This window comes from Pseudoalteromonas apostichopi, from assembly GCF_030297135.1.
Taxonomy (GTDB): Bacteria; Pseudomonadota; Gammaproteobacteria; order Enterobacterales; family Alteromonadaceae; genus Pseudoalteromonas; species Pseudoalteromonas apostichopi.
Map to the genome: position 1 here is coordinate 1,308,835 of NZ_AP028065.1, position 17,419 is coordinate 1,326,253.

General features: G+C 41.5%; 13 protein-coding genes and 1 tRNA gene. 1 reads left to right on the forward strand and 13 read right to left on the reverse strand.

Annotated features, from left to right (window positions below; all coding sequences use genetic code 11):
- Positions 1-123 precede the first annotated feature (123 nt).
- The 3 genes from QUE86_RS05835 to QUE86_RS05845 all read right to left on the reverse strand — a co-directional run bounded on the left by QUE86_RS05835 (position 124) and on the right by QUE86_RS05845 (position 4,560).
- Positions 124-2,817: an SLBB domain-containing protein gene (locus tag QUE86_RS05835; protein WP_286259850.1), complete on the reverse strand. Its 2,694-nt coding sequence runs from the start codon at positions 2,815-2,817 to the stop codon at positions 124-126.
- Between the two features lie 108 nt (positions 2,818-2,925).
- Complete coding sequence (locus tag QUE86_RS05840) at positions 2,926-3,705, reverse strand: DUF481 domain-containing protein (RefSeq protein WP_130050448.1); 780 nt, start codon at positions 3,703-3,705, stop codon at positions 2,926-2,928.
- Positions 3,706-3,741: 36 nt separating this feature from the next.
- Positions 3,742-4,560, reverse strand: coding sequence for a mechanosensitive ion channel family protein (locus tag QUE86_RS05845; RefSeq protein ID WP_054563554.1), 819 nt, complete (start codon positions 4,558-4,560; stop codon positions 3,742-3,744).
- A 279-nt stretch (positions 4,561-4,839) separates the two neighbouring features.
- On the opposite strand from QUE86_RS05845, the gene QUE86_RS05850 reads away from it, so the two are divergent.
- Positions 4,840-4,915 (forward strand) — tRNA-His (locus QUE86_RS05850).
- Between the two features lie 508 nt (positions 4,916-5,423).
- On the opposite strand, the gene nagP is transcribed toward QUE86_RS05850, so the two are convergent.
- From nagP to iscR, 10 genes are all read right to left on the reverse strand, one after another.
- On the reverse strand, positions 5,424-6,707 hold the full coding sequence (nagP, locus tag QUE86_RS05855; RefSeq protein WP_286259855.1) for an N-acetylglucosamine MFS transporter NagP: 1,284 nt from the start codon (positions 6,705-6,707) through the stop codon (positions 5,424-5,426).
- Positions 6,708-7,255: 548 nt separating this feature from the next.
- Complete coding sequence (locus QUE86_RS05860) at positions 7,256-9,904, reverse strand: beta-N-acetylhexosaminidase (RefSeq protein ID WP_286259857.1); 2,649 nt, start codon at positions 9,902-9,904, stop codon at positions 7,256-7,258.
- A 530-nt stretch (positions 9,905-10,434) separates the two neighbouring features.
- Positions 10,435-11,862, reverse strand: a complete 1,428-nt coding sequence (locus QUE86_RS05865) for an NAD-dependent succinate-semialdehyde dehydrogenase (RefSeq protein ID WP_286259859.1) — start codon at positions 11,860-11,862, stop codon at positions 10,435-10,437.
- 104 nt (positions 11,863-11,966) lie between these two features.
- Complete coding sequence (fdx, locus tag QUE86_RS05870; RefSeq protein WP_130050444.1) at positions 11,967-12,305, reverse strand: ISC system 2Fe-2S type ferredoxin; 339 nt, start codon at positions 12,303-12,305, stop codon at positions 11,967-11,969.
- Positions 12,306-12,316: 11 nt separating this feature from the next.
- Positions 12,317-14,179, reverse strand: coding sequence for a Fe-S protein assembly chaperone HscA (hscA, locus tag QUE86_RS05875; protein WP_286259863.1), 1,863 nt, complete (start codon positions 14,177-14,179; stop codon positions 12,317-12,319).
- 47 nt (positions 14,180-14,226) lie between these two features.
- A complete protein-coding gene (gene hscB / locus QUE86_RS05880) occupies positions 14,227-14,754 on the reverse strand; it encodes a co-chaperone HscB (RefSeq protein WP_130050442.1) in 528 nt (175 codons plus the stop codon).
- 78 nt (positions 14,755-14,832) lie between these two features.
- The gene (gene iscA / locus QUE86_RS05885) at positions 14,833-15,156 is read right to left on the reverse strand and encodes an iron-sulfur cluster assembly protein IscA (protein ID WP_054552502.1); all 324 of its coding nucleotides are present in this window, start codon (positions 15,154-15,156) and stop codon (positions 14,833-14,835) included.
- Positions 15,157-15,167: 11 nt separating this feature from the next.
- Positions 15,168-15,551, reverse strand: coding sequence for a Fe-S cluster assembly scaffold IscU (gene iscU / locus QUE86_RS05890; protein ID WP_054552501.1), 384 nt, complete (start codon positions 15,549-15,551; stop codon positions 15,168-15,170).
- A 40-nt stretch (positions 15,552-15,591) separates the two neighbouring features.
- Positions 15,592-16,809 (reverse strand): IscS subfamily cysteine desulfurase, encoded by a 1,218-nt coding sequence (locus tag QUE86_RS05895; protein WP_036973293.1) that lies wholly within the window; start codon positions 16,807-16,809, stop codon positions 15,592-15,594.
- Positions 16,810-16,831: 22 nt separating this feature from the next.
- Positions 16,832-17,323, reverse strand: coding sequence for a Fe-S cluster assembly transcriptional regulator IscR (gene iscR / locus QUE86_RS05900; RefSeq protein ID WP_130050441.1), 492 nt, complete (start codon positions 17,321-17,323; stop codon positions 16,832-16,834).
- Positions 17,324-17,419 lie beyond the last annotated feature (96 nt).

Sequence of the window (17,419 nt, forward strand, 5' to 3'; positions counted from 1 at the left end):
TTCAAATTTAGAGCCTTCCCGAGGATTAAATTAGAGTAAATGCTCAGTAGGTTTAGCATAAGAAAGCCTCTAAAAAATTTGCGCTAGCAAGATTCATTCTTATCTCCAACTAGCGCTTATTTATTAAAGAGAACTTATAGCAGCTACAGCAACACCCATTTGGTAAATAATTTGAGTTGCCGTACTCCAAAGCGTCAAGTTGTCTATTTGATCTGTATCTAATGGCACAACAATTGTATCACCAGGCGATAAAGTTGCGTCATCAGCAACTGCAAACCATGAGCCCTGTTCAGGAACTACGACCAGACCGCTTGCTTTAATAATATATAGTCGCTCTTCATCAGCACCTGCCTTAAAGCCACCACTACGATTGATGTAATCCTGTAATGTTAAACGTGAGTCAAACAAATGTGAAGTTGAGAAGTTAACTTCACCTACAACACTAATATTATTATTTTCACGTGGAATATATAACGCATCATTATTTTGAAGAGTTAAATCTACAACGCCCTTTTCTACAGCAGGTAGATCTATTACTAAGCGGCCAACCGACTTGATGTTACCTAAGTCTGAAATTAGCTTATCCATATCTGCATAGTTCAAATTAGACTGTGTAATAGATTTTGTGAAGCTTTGGGATGCTACGCTTCGGCGTAGATCTTGAGCCAACTTATCAATTTGACGCTGTTCTTTTTCTCTGATTGCTTGACGTGTAAATACCGCCCCTTCAGGGTAAGCAAATTTAGTAAAACCGCCAGCTCGTTTAATAACACTGGTTAGGTCTTCACCTTTACGGATACTATAAACACCAGGAAACTTAACTTCTCCGGCGATTCTTACTCGTAAGTCACTTTGCCAGTTAGGAATAGGGTATACACTAATAGAATCTTTACTCTGAACAGCGAAAGACGCTGCTTGATTTGAATCAAGTGCGTCAGACAAGTCGATATTCACGTGTTCAATATTTTCATTATTAGTAAAACGAGTGATTTCTGCTCGGCCAAGGTAAGAGGATTCGTTTAGCCCCCCCGCAGCTACAACCGCTTTATTTACCGTTGCATTAACCGGTAACGGATATAAGCCTGCATATTTTACTTCGCCTCGAATACCAAATACTTTAATTTTGTTTTGATGCGAAGACTGTTCATTTAACTTTGCAATAATTGGTTTTAGTAATTTCTTGCGGCTAAAGACAGCGTAATCTGCTTCTTTTAAGTCTGATTCTTGAGCATTTAAAAGCTTGCTAATATTATCAGCATTTGCGGCAAGACTTGAATTAGTTTCAGACAATTCCTGGTCTAATGATTCATCATCAATAAAGTTTACAAATTTATAGAACTCTTGCTTCTCAAACTCATTCCATAGCTCTACGCGCTTTTGATGAGCTAATTGCTCCTCAGTCAACGCTAATGACTTTAATGCGTTACTTTCATCAACTTTAGTTTGAAAACGGCTAAATACAACAATTACATCATCAGCTTTCAAAGCTAAATTGTTTTTAGGATCGTTGTTGAATGCATCAATTAGAGAAAATTGATATACCTCGATGTCAGATTTTTCATTTATTTCGCGAAGGATCAATGCGTAGTCAAAATCTGCGATAGGTAATAAGTCACTCTTTAAAGAAGAAAATAAATCTTTAACCTTTTTTCCCTCTGACCAAGCGTAATTTCCTGGGTAAGTAACTGCACCTAGAAGCGTCACGCTATTATCAAACGCTCCACTTGAAGAAGGAACTGTAATTACATCGCCAGTTCGTAAGTGAGTGTTAGCCTTTAGAGAAATATCAAGAGGAATTACTGTTTTAAAGCTGTCTTCAGTGTAACGTTCAACCACCGTCTTAGCCGAGTTAGCATTAGCAGTGTAACCCCCAGCCATTGTGATTAGGTCATTGATTGTTTCAGTTTTTTCAAGCTCAAAAATTGCCGGGCGCTTTACAGCACCTTTAATACTTACTTGTTTTCCAACAGGAGGAATAAACACAACATCACCTGGTTTTAAAATTACATCACCAGAGCTGTCACCTTTTATTAGTAAATCATATAAGTCTAATTCAGAGACTACCTTCCCGCCCCTTTTTAATTGAATATGGCGAAGTGAACCAATTTTCGAAATACCACCACTAACAAAAATTGCATGTGTGATTGAAGATAACGACGGTACTGTATAGGCACCAGGCATGAATGATTCACCCAACACCATCACACGAATACTACGTGTTTTACCCATAGAGACAAACGCTTTTACGCCGATAACTTCTTGCTGTATTTTAAGCTTAATTAATTCAACAACTTCTTTATACTTTAAGCCAGCTACATTTACGGGCGAAAGGTTTTGCAAAACTAAACGGCCTTCTCGATTAACCGTCACTTCTTCGCTACTGTATTCTTTGCCATATAAATTAATACTAAAGCTGTCACCAGGGCCAACGATGTAATCATCAGGAACTAGCGCGCTCTCTGTAGGAGCAAATGTAGTAGGTTGACCAGAAAATAATTCATAACCAAATGGTTCAAGTTCAGTTGACTTTGGCTTAAATTTTTCTTCCTTATTTACTTCTTCTTTTTCTTTGATATTAAGGGTTTCTCTAGGTAAAACAGATTCTACATTTTCGCTATCGGCATTCTTTGTTGCATTAGTCTCTGAGTTTAAAGCAGAAAGGTCAAAGCCATACTTCTTTGCAAGCGCTTCTTGCTGTGACTTCGGTAGTTTTTTTAGTTGCTCAATTTGTTGTTTTGATGGTGCCGTTACAGATTGCGCATCCGTGATAAATAACAGCGAAATAAAAAGAGCTATAAATAACTTAAAAAACTTCACAGAGTTTCCCTTAATAAGAAAATAAAAATAACCGCGGCATACTACATCATTTTATAAGCAAAAAAAATGGGTAAACAAGTTTACCCATTCATTCTCAACTGAAAAACATTAGAAACTATACACTAGCGTTAGTGACGTTTCTGTATCTGTGTTTTCTTTATCATCCGCAACATCTGAGTTGTGGGTGATGTTGTAAGCCACTTTCATTTGTAATGAGCCGTTGATCTTAGCAAGGATTGCAGACTCTGAACGTGTTTTAGTGTTGGTATCACCATATTCAACTGATACTAACTGAGTAAAACGTGCGCTGTCTGAAATCTGCCAGTTATAGTCAACTTTACCTAAAGCGATTACTTCGCCTTCACGCTCACCAGCAAGTGATTCACCGTTGTCATCAACTTCTGTGCTGTTATCAGGGTATTGGAAGTATTTATAACCCGGACCAATTTCAGCGTTTAACCACATATCAGAGCGGTCGATTAAGCGTAAACCGTAACCCGCTGAGATAACAGATTCGTTGCGATATGCACCAAAGTAATCAGATACGTGCGAACCGTAAATGAATAGGTGTGAATGCTTTTCGTTTAACTTGTAGTTACCTTGTGCAGAGATTGAGTACTTTTCGTTAGTGCGCTGTGTTTCTTTAACGCCTTGGTCGTTTTCGATCTCATCTTCTTTATAAAGACCGTCTAACTTGTACTCGTTATTCCAGTTTTCTAGGTTATGTAGAACCTTGATACCACCTTTAAGTGTGGTTGTTTCAGTGTTACCGCTTGTTACGATAGCACCTAATTCACTGGTTACATCCCAAGTTTTGGTTTCATCTGCTGCGAATGCGCTAGTTGCAGCGCTTGCTGCAACGAGAACTGATAAAGCTTTTAATTTCATTAAAAAATAACCTTTACTACTTGTACGTTAGACTTATTAGTCTTCTTTGTGCAAATGAACATCCATTTGCGGGAATGGGATTGTGATGTTGGCATCATCTAATGCGATCTTAATGTTTTCCATTAAGTCGAAATACGTTGGCCAGTAGTCAGCTGAGTTAACCCAAGGGCGAACGACAAAGTTTACGCTTGAATCTGCAAGCTCAGATACAGCTACTGTGTATGCTGGGTCTTTTAATAAGCGCTCTTCCTTATCTAAAACTGATTTAAGTACTGCTTTCGCTTCTTTAAGATCTGCATCGTAACCAACACCGATAACTAAATCGATACGACGAGTTGATTCACGAGAGAAGTTAGTAATTGGGCTGCCCATAATTGATGAGTTAGGCATGATAATTACTTTGTTATCTGGTGTACGTAATTCTGTAGAGAAAATTTCGATTTTCTTAACTGTACCCGCTTTACCACCAGCTTCTACATAGTCACCTGATTTGAAAGGACGAAGTAAGATGATTAAAACGCCTGATGCAAAGTTAGAAAGTGAACCTTGAAGTGCTAAGCCTACAGCTAGACCTGCCGCACCTAAAATAGCAATGAACGATGTTGTCTCAATACCAAGTTGAGATAATGCCATTAAGATTGTTGCAGCAAATACAATTGCATAGACAATGCTAGCAACAAATGAACCTACAGCTTTATCGACTTTCTTTTTATCAAATGCTTTTTCGGTTAAGCCTTCGCAGAATTTAGCGATGCGACCACCGATGAAGAAAATGATTAGCGCTAGAACCGCCTGAACGGCGTAATGTATGATTAAACCTGAATTCTCGTTGATCCAGTTCATTATTGTATCCATGTTCTCTCCTGAAGTTCATTTGTAGCATGACGCTGTGCAAATTATATATGATCTTTGGTTAAAAAATCATTAAATTACACGCAAAACTAAGAAATGAGTATTTGCTCAATTACAAAAAACGCAAGTCTAATCTGCGAAACTGAATGCCAGCTGACCAAAGGGTTATTTCTGAATTTTCTGAGACAAGTAAGTTTTTTCGACTTTTTTCATTTTAGGGGTTCACAAGCTAAACTTAATTATGTAATATGCGCGCCACACCAAACGAGGTGTATCTCAGTGGCGGCTGTAGCTCAGTTGGTAGAGCCCCGGATTGTGATTCCGGTTGTCGTGGGTTCAAGCCCCATCAGTCGCCCCACTTCTCCCCCTTAGTAAATCCATATATTTTTCTATTTTAAGTTCCAAGATTTATCTTTAACACCTGCTTTCAATTCAAAAAGCCGTCAGCTTTCAGCTGTCAGTTTTGAGCCTAACTTTATTGTCTGTGGGTAATAGCTTTAAGCGGTTGGCTGTAAGCTAGATTGTTTTGTTTGTTGGAACCGTATTGTTTTGCCGCCTGGGTATTGAATGGAAGACGCGCCAAGCAAGCGTGAGCCCTACATTGTAGGAGGCGTTTTAACGCCGAACAGATTTGACCTATTCACGGCTAAAGCCGTTCCTACGAGGTGCGAGGTGCGAAATACGAGGTGCGAGATATTGTAGGCGTGAAGTTTATTTCGCGCGAAAGCCTAGAACCTAATCTCTCAAATCCCAAACAAAAAAATGCCACCTTTCGGTGGCATTACACACGGGATTATTTCTATTTACTAGAAATGCTTTTCAAAGCTCAAGGCCATTAGGTTTTACACCTAGCCTCAAGCTCATAATTACTTCCAACTTTTCATCTTGTGGCCTTTCACAGCATAAAAAAGTATGAATAAATAACAAGGCAACATAACAATGTAAGCCATTTGTTGCGCTTCAGCGCTTTTTACACCACCACTTGCAAGGCCCCAAAATAATGGGCCAAATGCGCCACCGGCTATACCCATAACAAGCAGACCAGAACCTACGCTTGTAAGTTTGCCTAAACCAGATAGTGCTAACGGCCAAACGGCTGGCCAAACAATCGCATTAGCAAAGCCTAGCACAGCAATGAGCAATAGGGTATCAGGCAGTACCGATTTTAGGCCAAATAATGTTGATATAAATACAGATTCATTACTACCTGTGACTATCGCTAACGTTAACACACAACCCAATATTGCTGAGATAGTCAGCGCTGTTTGCTGCGACAGTACTCGTGGGATAAGTAAAATCCCTAAAAAGTAACCTAACACCATACAACCCATGGTGTACGAGGTCATCACGCTATATTTTTCAACACCTAACGACAACGCAAAACTGCCTATTGTGTCACCTGCTATCACTTCAACAGCAACATATACGAATAATGCTACAATACCTAAAGCAAGGCTTGGATGCGCTAGTGCTTCTTTTACTTGCCCTGGTTTTTGTTCATCAGCATCATCAATAAGTTCTGGCAGTGGCATTTTCGTTACTGCAAAACCAAGTATACCAATAAAAAGTGCCATTCCTAAATAGGGGAATATTAAGCCATTAGCCATGGCATCAATATCAGTTTGGCTAAGTTCTTTACCGACAAAACCTTTAAAATCACTCAGTATTAATGCGGTAAATACAATCGGCGCAACAACACCAGCACCTTTATTTAATATACCCATAATACTTACTCTGGCTGCAGCTGACTCTTCTGGGCCGATTCTTACAACATACGGGTTAACTGCTGTTTGAAGCAATGTCTGCCCAGCTCCCATAACAAGTTGCGCAAATAAAAATAGCGCAAACACCTGCGTTTTTGCAGCAGGAATAAATAGCAAGCCTGCCACCATCATAGTTGCCATACCCAGTGCCATACCATTTTTATAGCCGACCTTTCTGATGATCATTGCTGAAGGTAGGGCAGTAAAGGTCACTGCAATATAAAATGAGAAAATAATCAGCGATGCCTGAAAAGGTGACAGCTGTAAAACTTGCTGTAGAAACGGCATCAATGAGCCATTTAACCACGTAGCAAAACCCAATATAAAAAACAGCGTGGCAACAATTGCCATAGGCACTACACTGCTTTGTTTATTCATTTCAGACATAACATTTCCCGTCACAGCACAGTTCAATTCTATAGCGCTGCTCATTTAGATGATTATATAAAAGGTATATTAAATATTTATAACACTACTGCAACAAAAATGACAGCGCTGACATATTTCTTTTAAGAGGTTTCTAGGAGCGGTCAGCTTTCAGCTGTCAGTTTTGAGCCGAATGTGCGGATACGTAACTGAAGTGATAGTCAATACCGTAGGCGTGAAATTTATTTCGCGCGAAGATTTATTCACAAAGAGAAGTAAATGAGAAAAGAATGAGGAAGTACTAATAATGCTTTTTGTAGCGCTCTCTTACCCTCTTTGTAATCATTTGGCTTTCTCTGTGAAGCGCGCAGCGCCTCCGTGTACTCTGTGGTTCAATAATTTTTTGCACAAAGAGTAATGAATGAGAAAAGAATGAGGAAACCAAAACATTACTTTCTCTTAAGCGTAGCGTCTCTTATCCTCTTTGTGAATATAAGTGGTTTAAAACAAAAAATGACGCCTGCGGTTTACTGCAGGCGCCAAATTTATCTATCGCAAAAACAAAGATATTACTCACCCACAACGGTCACGCGGCTGGCTTGCTGTGCGTTTAAGCGAGTGCGTAACGTAACTTTTGCATTGCTATCAACTTTGACTGGTTCAGCGTAAGTTTGCCAGCTTTGGCCGTTATCTAAGCTGTATTCAATGCTCAAATAAGCAAATGCACTGTTGGCATATAACTTACCATTTTCAATCACACCACCCGGTACTGGTAAATGCAGGTTGATGCCGTCTTTAGCTAATTTATCAAGCTCTTTTAAGCCTACTGCACTTGAGAATTCAGCCCAATCTTTTGCTTGTTTTTTAGTATCTACACTTTCACCTTCCCAATCGGCTTTATGCCATGCGCGCTCTGCTACTGACAGAATACGCGGGAAGATCATTGCTAATACTTGATCTTCAGTGCGAATCGTTTCTGACCATACCTGACCTTGCATACCTAAAATGTTCTCAGGCTTTTCAAGTTTAGGTAATGGACGACCAACCAAAGCTTCTAAATTAACGATTGGCTCATGGGTGCGTGTGTAATCAGCATTTGCATACACGTCATCAGGCATATAATTAAACGCTTTTTTAGTATCTGTGTAACGGGTTGCCCAGTAATAACCTCGTTCTTCTGGGCTTGCTTCATATGGGTGGTCAAAATACAAGTGCGTACCATGTGATAGAACCACTTGGTAACCTGCATTGGCTAGGCGGTATGCTCTATCTGCAACACCCCACTCCCAAATATTATCCCAGGTATTAACGGTAAAAGTTTTATTAGGGAACTCATCACGTTTAAACGAATTTTCGCGGTCATACATGATGCCGTCTTCCCAAATACCCGGAGAAATACCGCGCTTTTCAAGTAAGGTTGCAACACGCTGGGTAAAGTAAGGCTTTAAATCAGCGGGGCCAGACACACCATTGTTAGGATCTGCAAATAGCGCCTGACAGATTGGTGAGCCAATCCACGAACCAGCACCTACTTCGTCACCACCAATGTGCAGGTTCTTTAACTGAACACCTGCTTCGCGATACATCTGCTGAAGCTCATAGGTCACTTTATCTAAAAATGCGTAGGTCGAGTCCATACACACATTCATTGAGTTATCTTTGTAGTTTTGTACCGTCATGTACACAGAGGTATCTTTAGGATCGGTTAGCAAGTATTGCGTTGCTGGTCCCATATCGATGTGCTGAACTTCTTTGTTCGCTGAACGAGTTTTAATATTATTTTTAGCGGCTTTTTCAGCTTGCTCTAGCATGTTGTGATAGCGCGCTTCCATCGCTTTGATTGAGGCACGCGCATGACCCGGGCCTTCAACTTCAGGAATAATTTGAATATGGCGGTCTTTGGCAAACTTCAGTAACTCGACAAACTCTTCACGTTTCAGATAGCCATTACCTGAGCCAGATTTAAATGGCCCAGTACCAAGCTGAGTTAATAAGCACTCGCGCTCTTCTAAATCAAAACAGCGATAACCGCCAACGTCAGTGAGCTCAGGTAAACCAGGGATCTCAAGTCGCCAACCTTCATCTTCTGAAAAGTGCCAATGCAGCTTATTCATTTTGTAGCGTGCCATTTGCTCAACAAGCTTGAACATGGCTTCTTTGCCATGATAGTTACGACCGTTATCATAATGCATGCCACGCCAGCCATAGCGCGGTGAATCTTCTAACTCTAACTGCGGTAAACTCGCACTACCTTGGCTGTTTGCAGGGATCAGGTTCAATAAACTTTGCATCGCATAAAATACACCTGCGTTATCACTACCCACGATTGTGATTACTTCATCATCAATCTCAAGGGTATAGCTTTCTGCTTTTGCATTATTGAGCTTAGGGTCAACTTTCAGGCGAATAACTTTGTCTTTGCCTACATTAATATGGTCAGGTTGTGCTTTAAGGCTAATGCCATAGTCATCTTGTAAGTCTTGCATAAACACCATAACTTCGTGTTTAAGCTGACCTTGATAACTGATTTGCCAATTATTGTTTAGCGTCGCGCTGCCACGGTTAAAGTCGACTTTACGTGGTTTAGGAATAATACGCTTTAAAGCATCGTCTTTACTGACCGAAAACTTATCAGCACTATTACGTTCATAGCGGATCTTAGCTGTTGCTAAAACCGATAAATCTTTTGGCTCATTGTAACGGCGTAACTGATTTTCACGGGTAAATGGCGTCACAAACTGTTTAAAGTCTTCAGTATCGGTATTGGCAAATACAGCAGGTTTATTCTTACCTGAAACAAAAAATGCCCGAGGCATAAAGTCACTGTAAGCAACAATCCACACTTGTGCATCGAACGGCAGCTCTAAGCTCTCGCCAGCGGCTAAACCTTTAAATGAACTGGTTGGTACAATGCGATGTAAATCGCCATTAACGTGCTCGATATTAAGGCCAGCAACATGCTCTGTCGAAATTTTACGCACTGAGTGAATATAAAGTTGCCAGTCGCTTTCACCCGCAGGTAATGGCACATCAGAACGATTATTGAGGGTAATTTTCCCTAAAAAGCCCGCATCTTTATTACGAAAGTTATCTTCAACCGAAAATAATAACTCGGTATCTTTAGCAAAGTGATTAACTTGCGATTGGGTCAACGCTGCATTTGCCATCACAGGCGCAGTTGCTAGCATTACCGCGAATACTGACCTTTTAAAGCCCATTACATTCTCCTCGTTTAAGCCCTGAGTGTACGGTATTTCTGCGTACTATTTGTCATTTTTGTTAATAATTCGTTCCTATCATATAAAAACTAAAATGACAGCGCTATCATTTTATGAAAAATATAGGTGAGGAGTTAGAAGCTTTAAGCCCCAAACTGTAAGTTTGAAGCCGAATTGTGTTGTTTGTTGGTAAGGCGTTAGTCCATCGAAAGAGTGTTGAATATAAGACGCGCCAAGCAAGCGTGACGCCTACAAAGTAGGAGGCGTTTTAACGCCGAATAGATTTGACCTATTCACGGCTAAAGCCGTTCCTACGAGGTGCGAGGTATTGTAGGCGTGAAATTTATTTCGCGCGATATCTTCGGATTTACCGTCATGGTATTGAATATAAAATGCTCCAAGCAAACGTGACGCCTACATGGTAGGAGGCGTTTTAACGCCGAATAGATTTGACCTATTCACGGCTAAAGCCGTTCCTACGAGGTGCGAGGTATTCTAGGCGTGAAATTTATTTCGCGCGCACTTATCGCTCAAACCTTAACACAAAGATACTTCTCTTCTAGGTACTCATCTAACCCTTGATGGCCACCCTCTCGGCCTAAGCCAGACTGTTTAACACCGCCAAATGGCGCTACTGGATTTGAGATTAAACCTTCGTTAATACCAATCATGCCGTATTCGAGTGCTTCACTTACGCGATAAACTTGTTTGATATTTTCACTATAAAAATATGCAGCTAAACCATAAGGCACATCATTTGCTAACTTCAACACTTCTTCTTCATCATCAAAAGCGATAATGCTTACCACTGGACCAAATACTTCATCATGATAGATATCCATCTCTGGTGTTACATCCGTTAAAATCAGCGGTGCTTGAAAGCTGCCTTCAAGTTCGCTGTTATCGCCGATCAATGACGCGCCTTTATTAACTGCATCATCTAAGAGAGTTTGTACTTTCTCTTTAGCCTTAGGATAAATTAGTGGGCCAATATCCACCCCTTCATCAAGGCCATTGCCAACTTTTAACTCTGCCACTTTGTCTGCAAGTTTTTCAAGCACCGTTTCAAGTACTGAACGTTGCACAAAAATTCGGTTAGCAGCTACACAGGTTTGGCCGGCGTTTCTAAATTTTGCACCCATGAGGCCAGCAACAGCTTCATCTAAGTCAGCATTTTCGAAAATAATAAACGGCGCATTACCACCAAGCTCCATCGAAGTTTGCTTAATAGTTGAGGCACATTGCGAAAGTAACTGCTTACCTACACCAGTTGACCCCGTGAAGGTAAACTTACGCACTCGCTCAGATTCTGTCATGATTTCGCCAACCATTTTTGCATTTTCAGAGACCACAACATTCAACGCCCCTTTCACAAATCCAGCCTTATCAGCAAGGTATGCCAAGGCAATGGCGCACAATGGTGTATGCTCAGAAGGTTTAATCACAAAACTACAACCTGCCGCATATGCTGGTGCCACTTTACGGGTGATCATCGCGATCGGAAAATTCCAAGGTGTGATCCCAGCAACCACACCGATTGGTTGTTTTATGGTTGATAAACGATGTTGGCTGTCGGTGGCAGGGATATTATCGCCGTAACTACGCTTAGCTTCTTCACTAAACCATTTAATAAAGCCCGCACCATATTCAACTTCACCTAACGACTCTTTTAATGGTTTGCCCTGCTCTTTGGTCATTAGTTCAGCGAGCTGTTGCTTGTGCTCAATGACTAACTCATACCAACGGCGTAACGTTTCACTGCGCTCTGTGGCAGTTGTTTTCTTTAGCTTGCTAAATGCCTCGTCAGCACTTTTTATTGCTTGCTCAACGCCAGCCTCATCAATATTAGAGACCTGCGTAATTGCTTGTCCAGTTGCAGGGTTATCTACACTAAAACGCTGGCTTGTAGAGTAAAAGTCACCGTCGATAAACGAATCAGAAAAAACCAAATCAGACATAGAACCTCCAAGTAAAAGCTGTCAGCTATCAGCTCTAAAAACAAAAAACCGCTGTAGAGACCAAGCAACTACAGCGGTTTTTACGAAATCAAAGCCGTTAAAAATTAATGCTCTTCATTAACGATATTGAGATTATACTTTGGAATTTCAACCACTAAATCTTCATCTTTAATCACTGCTTGGCAACCAAGGCGTGACTCTGGCTCAAGACCCCATGCTTTATCAAGCATGTCGTCTTCTAACTCATCACTTTCATCTAGAGAGTCAAAACCTTCACGGATGATTAAGTGGCATGTTGTACACGCGCATGATTTTTCACACGCATGTGGAATGCTAATACCATTTTTTAGCGCAACATCTAATACTGTTTCACCTGCAGGAGCTTCAATTGCAGCGCCTTCTGGGCATAACTCTTCGTGTGGAAGAAAAATAATTTGTGGCATACCTTACCTCGTTAAACTTCGTCTACTGACTGCCCTTGCAGCGCTTTTTTGATTGATGCATCCATTCTGCGAGCAGCAAACTCGCTACTTGCATTGTCTACAGCTTCAATCGCTGCTTTAATTTCTGCAGGTGTTGTTGCGCTTTCGCGTACGGCAACAAGTTTAGCAATTTCTGCTTTTAACGCACCTAATTCTTGTTCATCAAGTAATGCACTGTCGATTGCGAGTGATGCTTCAAGCGCTTCAACAACACGTAACGCTTCAACTTGTTGCTCTTTTAGCATACGCGCTTGCATATCGTCTTTAGCGTTAGTCATTGATTCTTTAAGCATGTTTGCAACTTGGTCGTCCGATAAACCAAATGATGGTTTCACCTGAATTTCAGCTTGTACGCCAGTTGATTTTTCCATTGCCGATACACTTAATAAGCCATCAGCATCAACTTTAAAGGTTACGCGAATATGCGCAGCACCTGCAGCCATTGCCGGAATACCCTTTAAGCTAAATTTAGCCAATGAACGACAATCATCAACTAGCTCACGCTCACCTTGTAATACATGCAGTGACATAGCTGTTTGACCATCTTTGAAAGTGGTGAACTCTTGCGCACGTGCAACAGGAATCGTGGTGTTACGTGGAATGATTTTCTCAACCAAGCCACCCATAGTCTCAAGACCTAGTGACAGTGGTAATACATCTAATAGCAGCATGTCTGAGTCAGGCTTATTGCCAACCAGTACATCTGCTTGAAGTGCCGCACCAAGTGCAACCACGCGATCTGGGTCAATAGAAGTCAGTGGCTCTTTATCAAAAAATGCAGCAACTTGAGAGCGTACAATTGGCATACGAGTCGAGCCGCCAACCATTACAACTTGTAGTACTTCTTCGTTCTCGATACCGGCATCTTTTACGGCACGGCGACAAGAACGGAGTGTTTTCTTCACAAGGCTAAGAGCGAGCTCATCAAAGGTTTCGCGGGTAACTTCAACTTTGTGGCTTTGACCATCAAACTCTAAACCGACATTAACAGTTTGGTATTGGCTTAATGCTTCTTTACATGCTTTGGCTTTGTTGATGAATAAACGTAATACCGATGCAGAAAGCTCACTCACACCAGTTTGTGTTTTAAAGTAATCAACTAATAGCGAGTCAAAATCGTCACCACCAAGGCTCGAGTCACCGCCAGTGGCAAGCACTTCGAATACACCTTGGTGTAAACGTAAAATAGAAATATCGAAGGTACCGCCACCTAAATCGTATACAGCGATAATACCTTCTTGACCCGAATCAAGGCCGTAAGCAACAGCCGCAGCCGTTGGCTCGTTTAATAAACGTAAAACCTTAATACCGGCAAGCTCTGCAGCATCTTTTGTGCTTTGTCGCTGCGCATCATCAAAATACGCTGGTACAGTAATTACCGCACCTAGAATATCTTGGCCTGCAAAGCTGTCTTCTGCACGCAGTTTTAATGCTTTTAGAATTTCACTCGATGCAGTGACAGGACTAATTGCACCCGCAACTGTGCTGATTGCTAATGAGCCATCATGCTCACAAAATTCATAAGGCAGTTGACCATAGCTTTTTTCGATTTCAGCCTGCGTTTTACCTAAGAAACGTTTCACCGAGATTAATGTGTTTGCAGGGTCTTGAGTAGCAGCAGCCGCTGCTCGTTCACCTACAATAATGCTATCAGTTTGGTATTGCACAACCGATGGAAGCATTGCATTGCCCGCTAAATCAGTCAGTGTGCGAGCTTCGCCGCTTTGCACTGTTGCAACTAACGAGTTAGTCGTACCAAGGTCTATACCGACTGCTAATTTGTGCTCATGTGGTGCCGCGCTCTGCCCCGGCTCAGCAATTTGCAATAATGCCATAATGCTCTTTTTAAACTCTTAAATAGCTGCTTTAAAACAACTAACGATTAATCATCAAATAAACTGTCTTCAATACGCTCTAGTTCATCGCGTAACTTATAAACAAACTTCAATTTACGAATATTGTCAGCGGCAGCTTGCCATTGTTGCTCGTCGTTACTTGCCAACTGAGCGGCTAATTCGCTGCTGTATTGTTTATCGAGTTGTTTAATTTGCGCTTCAAACTGGGCAATTGCTGCATCAGGATCTGCGGCATTTTCAAGTTCTTCTAATTCTTCGCGCAGTTCCATTTGCTGCATTAAGAATAACGGATCTTGCAATGTTTGTTGCTCGGCGCGAATATCAACACCTAGTTCACTTAGCATGTATTCAGCACGTTTTACCGGGTGTTTTAAAGTTTGTAATGCATCATTGATTTCAGCTGCATTTTGCACAGCGAGTAGTTTATCGCGGCTACTGGAGCTTGCGTGGCGATCTGGATGAACTGCGCGTTGCAGCTCGAGGTAGTTTTTATTAATAGTCGCTAAATCAATGTTGTAATCTACTGGAATTGCAAATAACTCAAAGTAACGCATTACATAATCCAACTCGGTAAACAGGAAATAACAAAGCCCTACATAGGCAGGGCTTCAAGCAAAGAAAGTTTGTTAAGCTTAAACGGTGAAGCTTTCGCCGCAACCACACTCATCGGCTTGGTTCGGGTTGTTAAATTTAAACCCTTCATTCAAACCTTCTTTGGTGTAATCAAGCTCAGTACCATCAATGTAAACTAAGCTTTTGGCATCAACGATAACTTTCACGCCACGGCTTTCAAAAATTTCGTCGCCGTCAGCTAACTCATCAACAAATTCAAGAACATAAGCAAGACCTGAACAGCCCGTCGTTTTAATGCCAACGCGTAGGCCAATGCCTTTGCCGCGATTTGCTAAAAATGATTCTACGCGGTTTGCTGCCGCATCTGTCAATGTCACTGCCATGAATTTATCTCTTACTTCGCTTGTTTGCTTTTGTAGTCAGCAATTGCTGCTTGAATCGCGTCTTCTGCTAGAATTGAACAGTGAATTTTCACTGGTGGTAATTCAAGCTCAGCACTGATATCAGTGTTTTTGATTGTTGCAGCTTCATCTAATGTTTTGCCTTTTACCCACTCAGTTACAAGTGAAGAAGAAGCGATTGCGCTACCACAACCATATGTTTTGAATTTTGCATCTTCAATTACACCTTCTGGTGATACTTTGATTTGCAATTTCATTACGTCACCACATGCTGGTGCACCCACCATGCCTGTTGCAACTGACGGATCATTTTTGTCTAAAGCACCCACGTTACGTGGATTTTCAACATGATCGATTACTTTATCACTATAAGCCATAATACTATCCTCACTACCTGCTAGCGGCGGCAATCACTGATTAGTGATGCGCCCACTCAACTGAATCTAAATCAATACCTTCTTGATGCATTTCCCATAAAGGAGACATCTCACGTAAACGGCCGATCGAGTTTTTGATTAGTTCAACGGTGTAATCAATCTCTTCTTCAGTCGTAAAGCGGCCAATGCTGAAACGAATTGAGCTGTGTGCTAACTCGTCATTACGGCCTAATGCACGTAGTACATAAGAAGGCTCTAAGCTTGCTGAGGTACAGGCTGAACCTGATGAAACAGCAATGTCTTTAACAGCCATTAATAACGACTCACCTTCAACAAAGTTGAAGCTGATGTTTACAATACCCGGAACTGACTGGCTTGGTTCACCATTGAAGTAAACTTCGTCCATATCAGCCATAATGCCATCAACCAAACGCTTACGAAGTGCGCTGATGTGTGCATGGTCTTTTTCGAAATCTTCTTTAGCGATTCTAAATGCCGCACCCATACCTACTAACTGGTGAGTAGCAAGTGTGCCTGAACGCATACCACGCTCATGACCACCACCGTGCATTTGTGCTTCTAAACGTGCGCGAGGCTTACGACGAACATAAAGTGCGCCTACACCTTTCGGGCCATATACTTTGTGGCCAGAGAACGACATAAAATCTACTTTTAACTGTTGCACGTCGATAAGTACTTTACCTGCGCTTTGTGCAGCATCAACATGGAACATAATTTTGCGCTCACGGCACATTTCGCCGATTGTCGCGATATCTTGGATAACACCTAGCTCGTTATTTACGTGCATTACACTCACAAGCACCGTGTCGTCACGCATGGCAGCTTCAAGCTTTTTAAGGTCAAGTAAACCGTTTTCTTCAACGTCCATATAGGTTACTTCGAAACCTTGGCGCTCTAGTTCACGACACGTATCAAGCACTGCTTTGTGCTCAGTTTTAACAGTGATAACGTGCTTGCCTTTCTTTTTATAGAACTGCGCAGCACCTTTAATTGCTAGGTTATTTGATTCTGTAGCACCTGAAGTGAAAACAATTTCACGCGGGTCAGCGTTGATCAGATCAGCAATATCTGTACGCGCTTGATCAACCGCTTCTTCTGCTTGCCAACCAAAACGGTGTGAGCGTGATGCAGGGTTACCAAAATTACCGTCCATAGTCAGGCATTGCATCATTTCTTTTGCCACACGTTCATCAACAGGCGTGGTTGCTGCGTAATCTAAATAAATCGGTAACTTCATTTCTCTCTCCGCTTTCGTCAAGCTACAGTTGACAGCTTACTTGAATGTTTTCCAGTTGCTTAATTGCAGTGTTGATGCTGTTATCTTGGCGAGATGCGACTTCTTTCACATCTGACTTTTCCACCAATTCAGCAAGGGTAATACTATTTAAAAAATCTTCGATACGTGCGCTTAAGTCCGACCATAGGGTGTGAGTCAAACAGCGCATGCCGCTTTGGCAACCACCCGTTGCATTGTGACAACGTGTTGCATCAACAGACTCATCTACGGCATTAATCACATCGCCGACAGAAATTTCGTTTGCTTCTCTACCAAGTAAATATCCGCCACCTGGGCCACGCACAGAGGTCACAAGGCCGTTTTTACGTAAACGGGCGAATAATTGTTCGAGATAAGATAGCGAAATCTCTTGGCGTTCAGAAATATCGGCAAGGGGAACTGCACCCACATTTGTATGTAGTGCAACATCCAACATGGCGGTTACTGCGTATCTGCCTTTTGATGTTAACTTCATAGAGCCCCCGATGTTACTGCACGCTAAGGTGTGCAAATTTTAATTACCAGACCAAAATAGTCAAGTATTATCACTTGATAAAAATTGATACTTGCC

Excerpts from the sequence above, each read along its gene's own strand:
- hscA (WP_286259863.1), bottom strand. The coding sequence starts at position 14,179 with ATGGCATTATTGCAAATTGCTGAGCCGGGGCAGAGCGCGGCACCACAT.
- nagP (WP_286259855.1), bottom strand. The coding sequence starts at position 6,707 with ATGTCTGAAATGAATAAACAAAGCAGTGTAGTGCCTATGGCAATTGTT.
- QUE86_RS05895 (WP_036973293.1), bottom strand. The coding sequence starts at position 16,809 with ATGAAGTTACCGATTTATTTAGATTACGCAGCAACCACGCCTGTTGAT.
- iscA (WP_054552502.1), bottom strand. The coding sequence starts at position 15,156 with ATGGCAGTGACATTGACAGATGCGGCAGCAAACCGCGTAGAATCATTT.
- QUE86_RS05840 (WP_130050448.1), bottom strand. The coding sequence starts at position 3,705 with ATGAAATTAAAAGCTTTATCAGTTCTCGTTGCAGCAAGCGCTGCAACT.
- QUE86_RS05865 (WP_286259859.1), bottom strand. The coding sequence starts at position 11,862 with ATGTCTGATTTGGTTTTTTCTGATTCGTTTATCGACGGTGACTTTTAC.
- iscU (WP_054552501.1), bottom strand. The coding sequence starts at position 15,551 with ATGGCTTATAGTGATAAAGTAATCGATCATGTTGAAAATCCACGTAAC.
- hscB (WP_130050442.1), bottom strand. The coding sequence starts at position 14,754 with ATGCGTTACTTTGAGTTATTTGCAATTCCAGTAGATTACAACATTGAT.
- fdx (WP_130050444.1), bottom strand. The coding sequence starts at position 12,305 with ATGCCACAAATTATTTTTCTTCCACACGAAGAGTTATGCCCAGAAGGC.
- iscR (WP_130050441.1), bottom strand. The coding sequence starts at position 17,323 with ATGAAGTTAACATCAAAAGGCAGATACGCAGTAACCGCCATGTTGGAT.
- QUE86_RS05845 (WP_054563554.1), bottom strand. The coding sequence starts at position 4,560 with ATGGATACAATAATGAACTGGATCAACGAGAATTCAGGTTTAATCATA.
- QUE86_RS05860 (WP_286259857.1), bottom strand. The coding sequence starts at position 9,904 with ATGGGCTTTAAAAGGTCAGTATTCGCGGTAATGCTAGCAACTGCGCCT.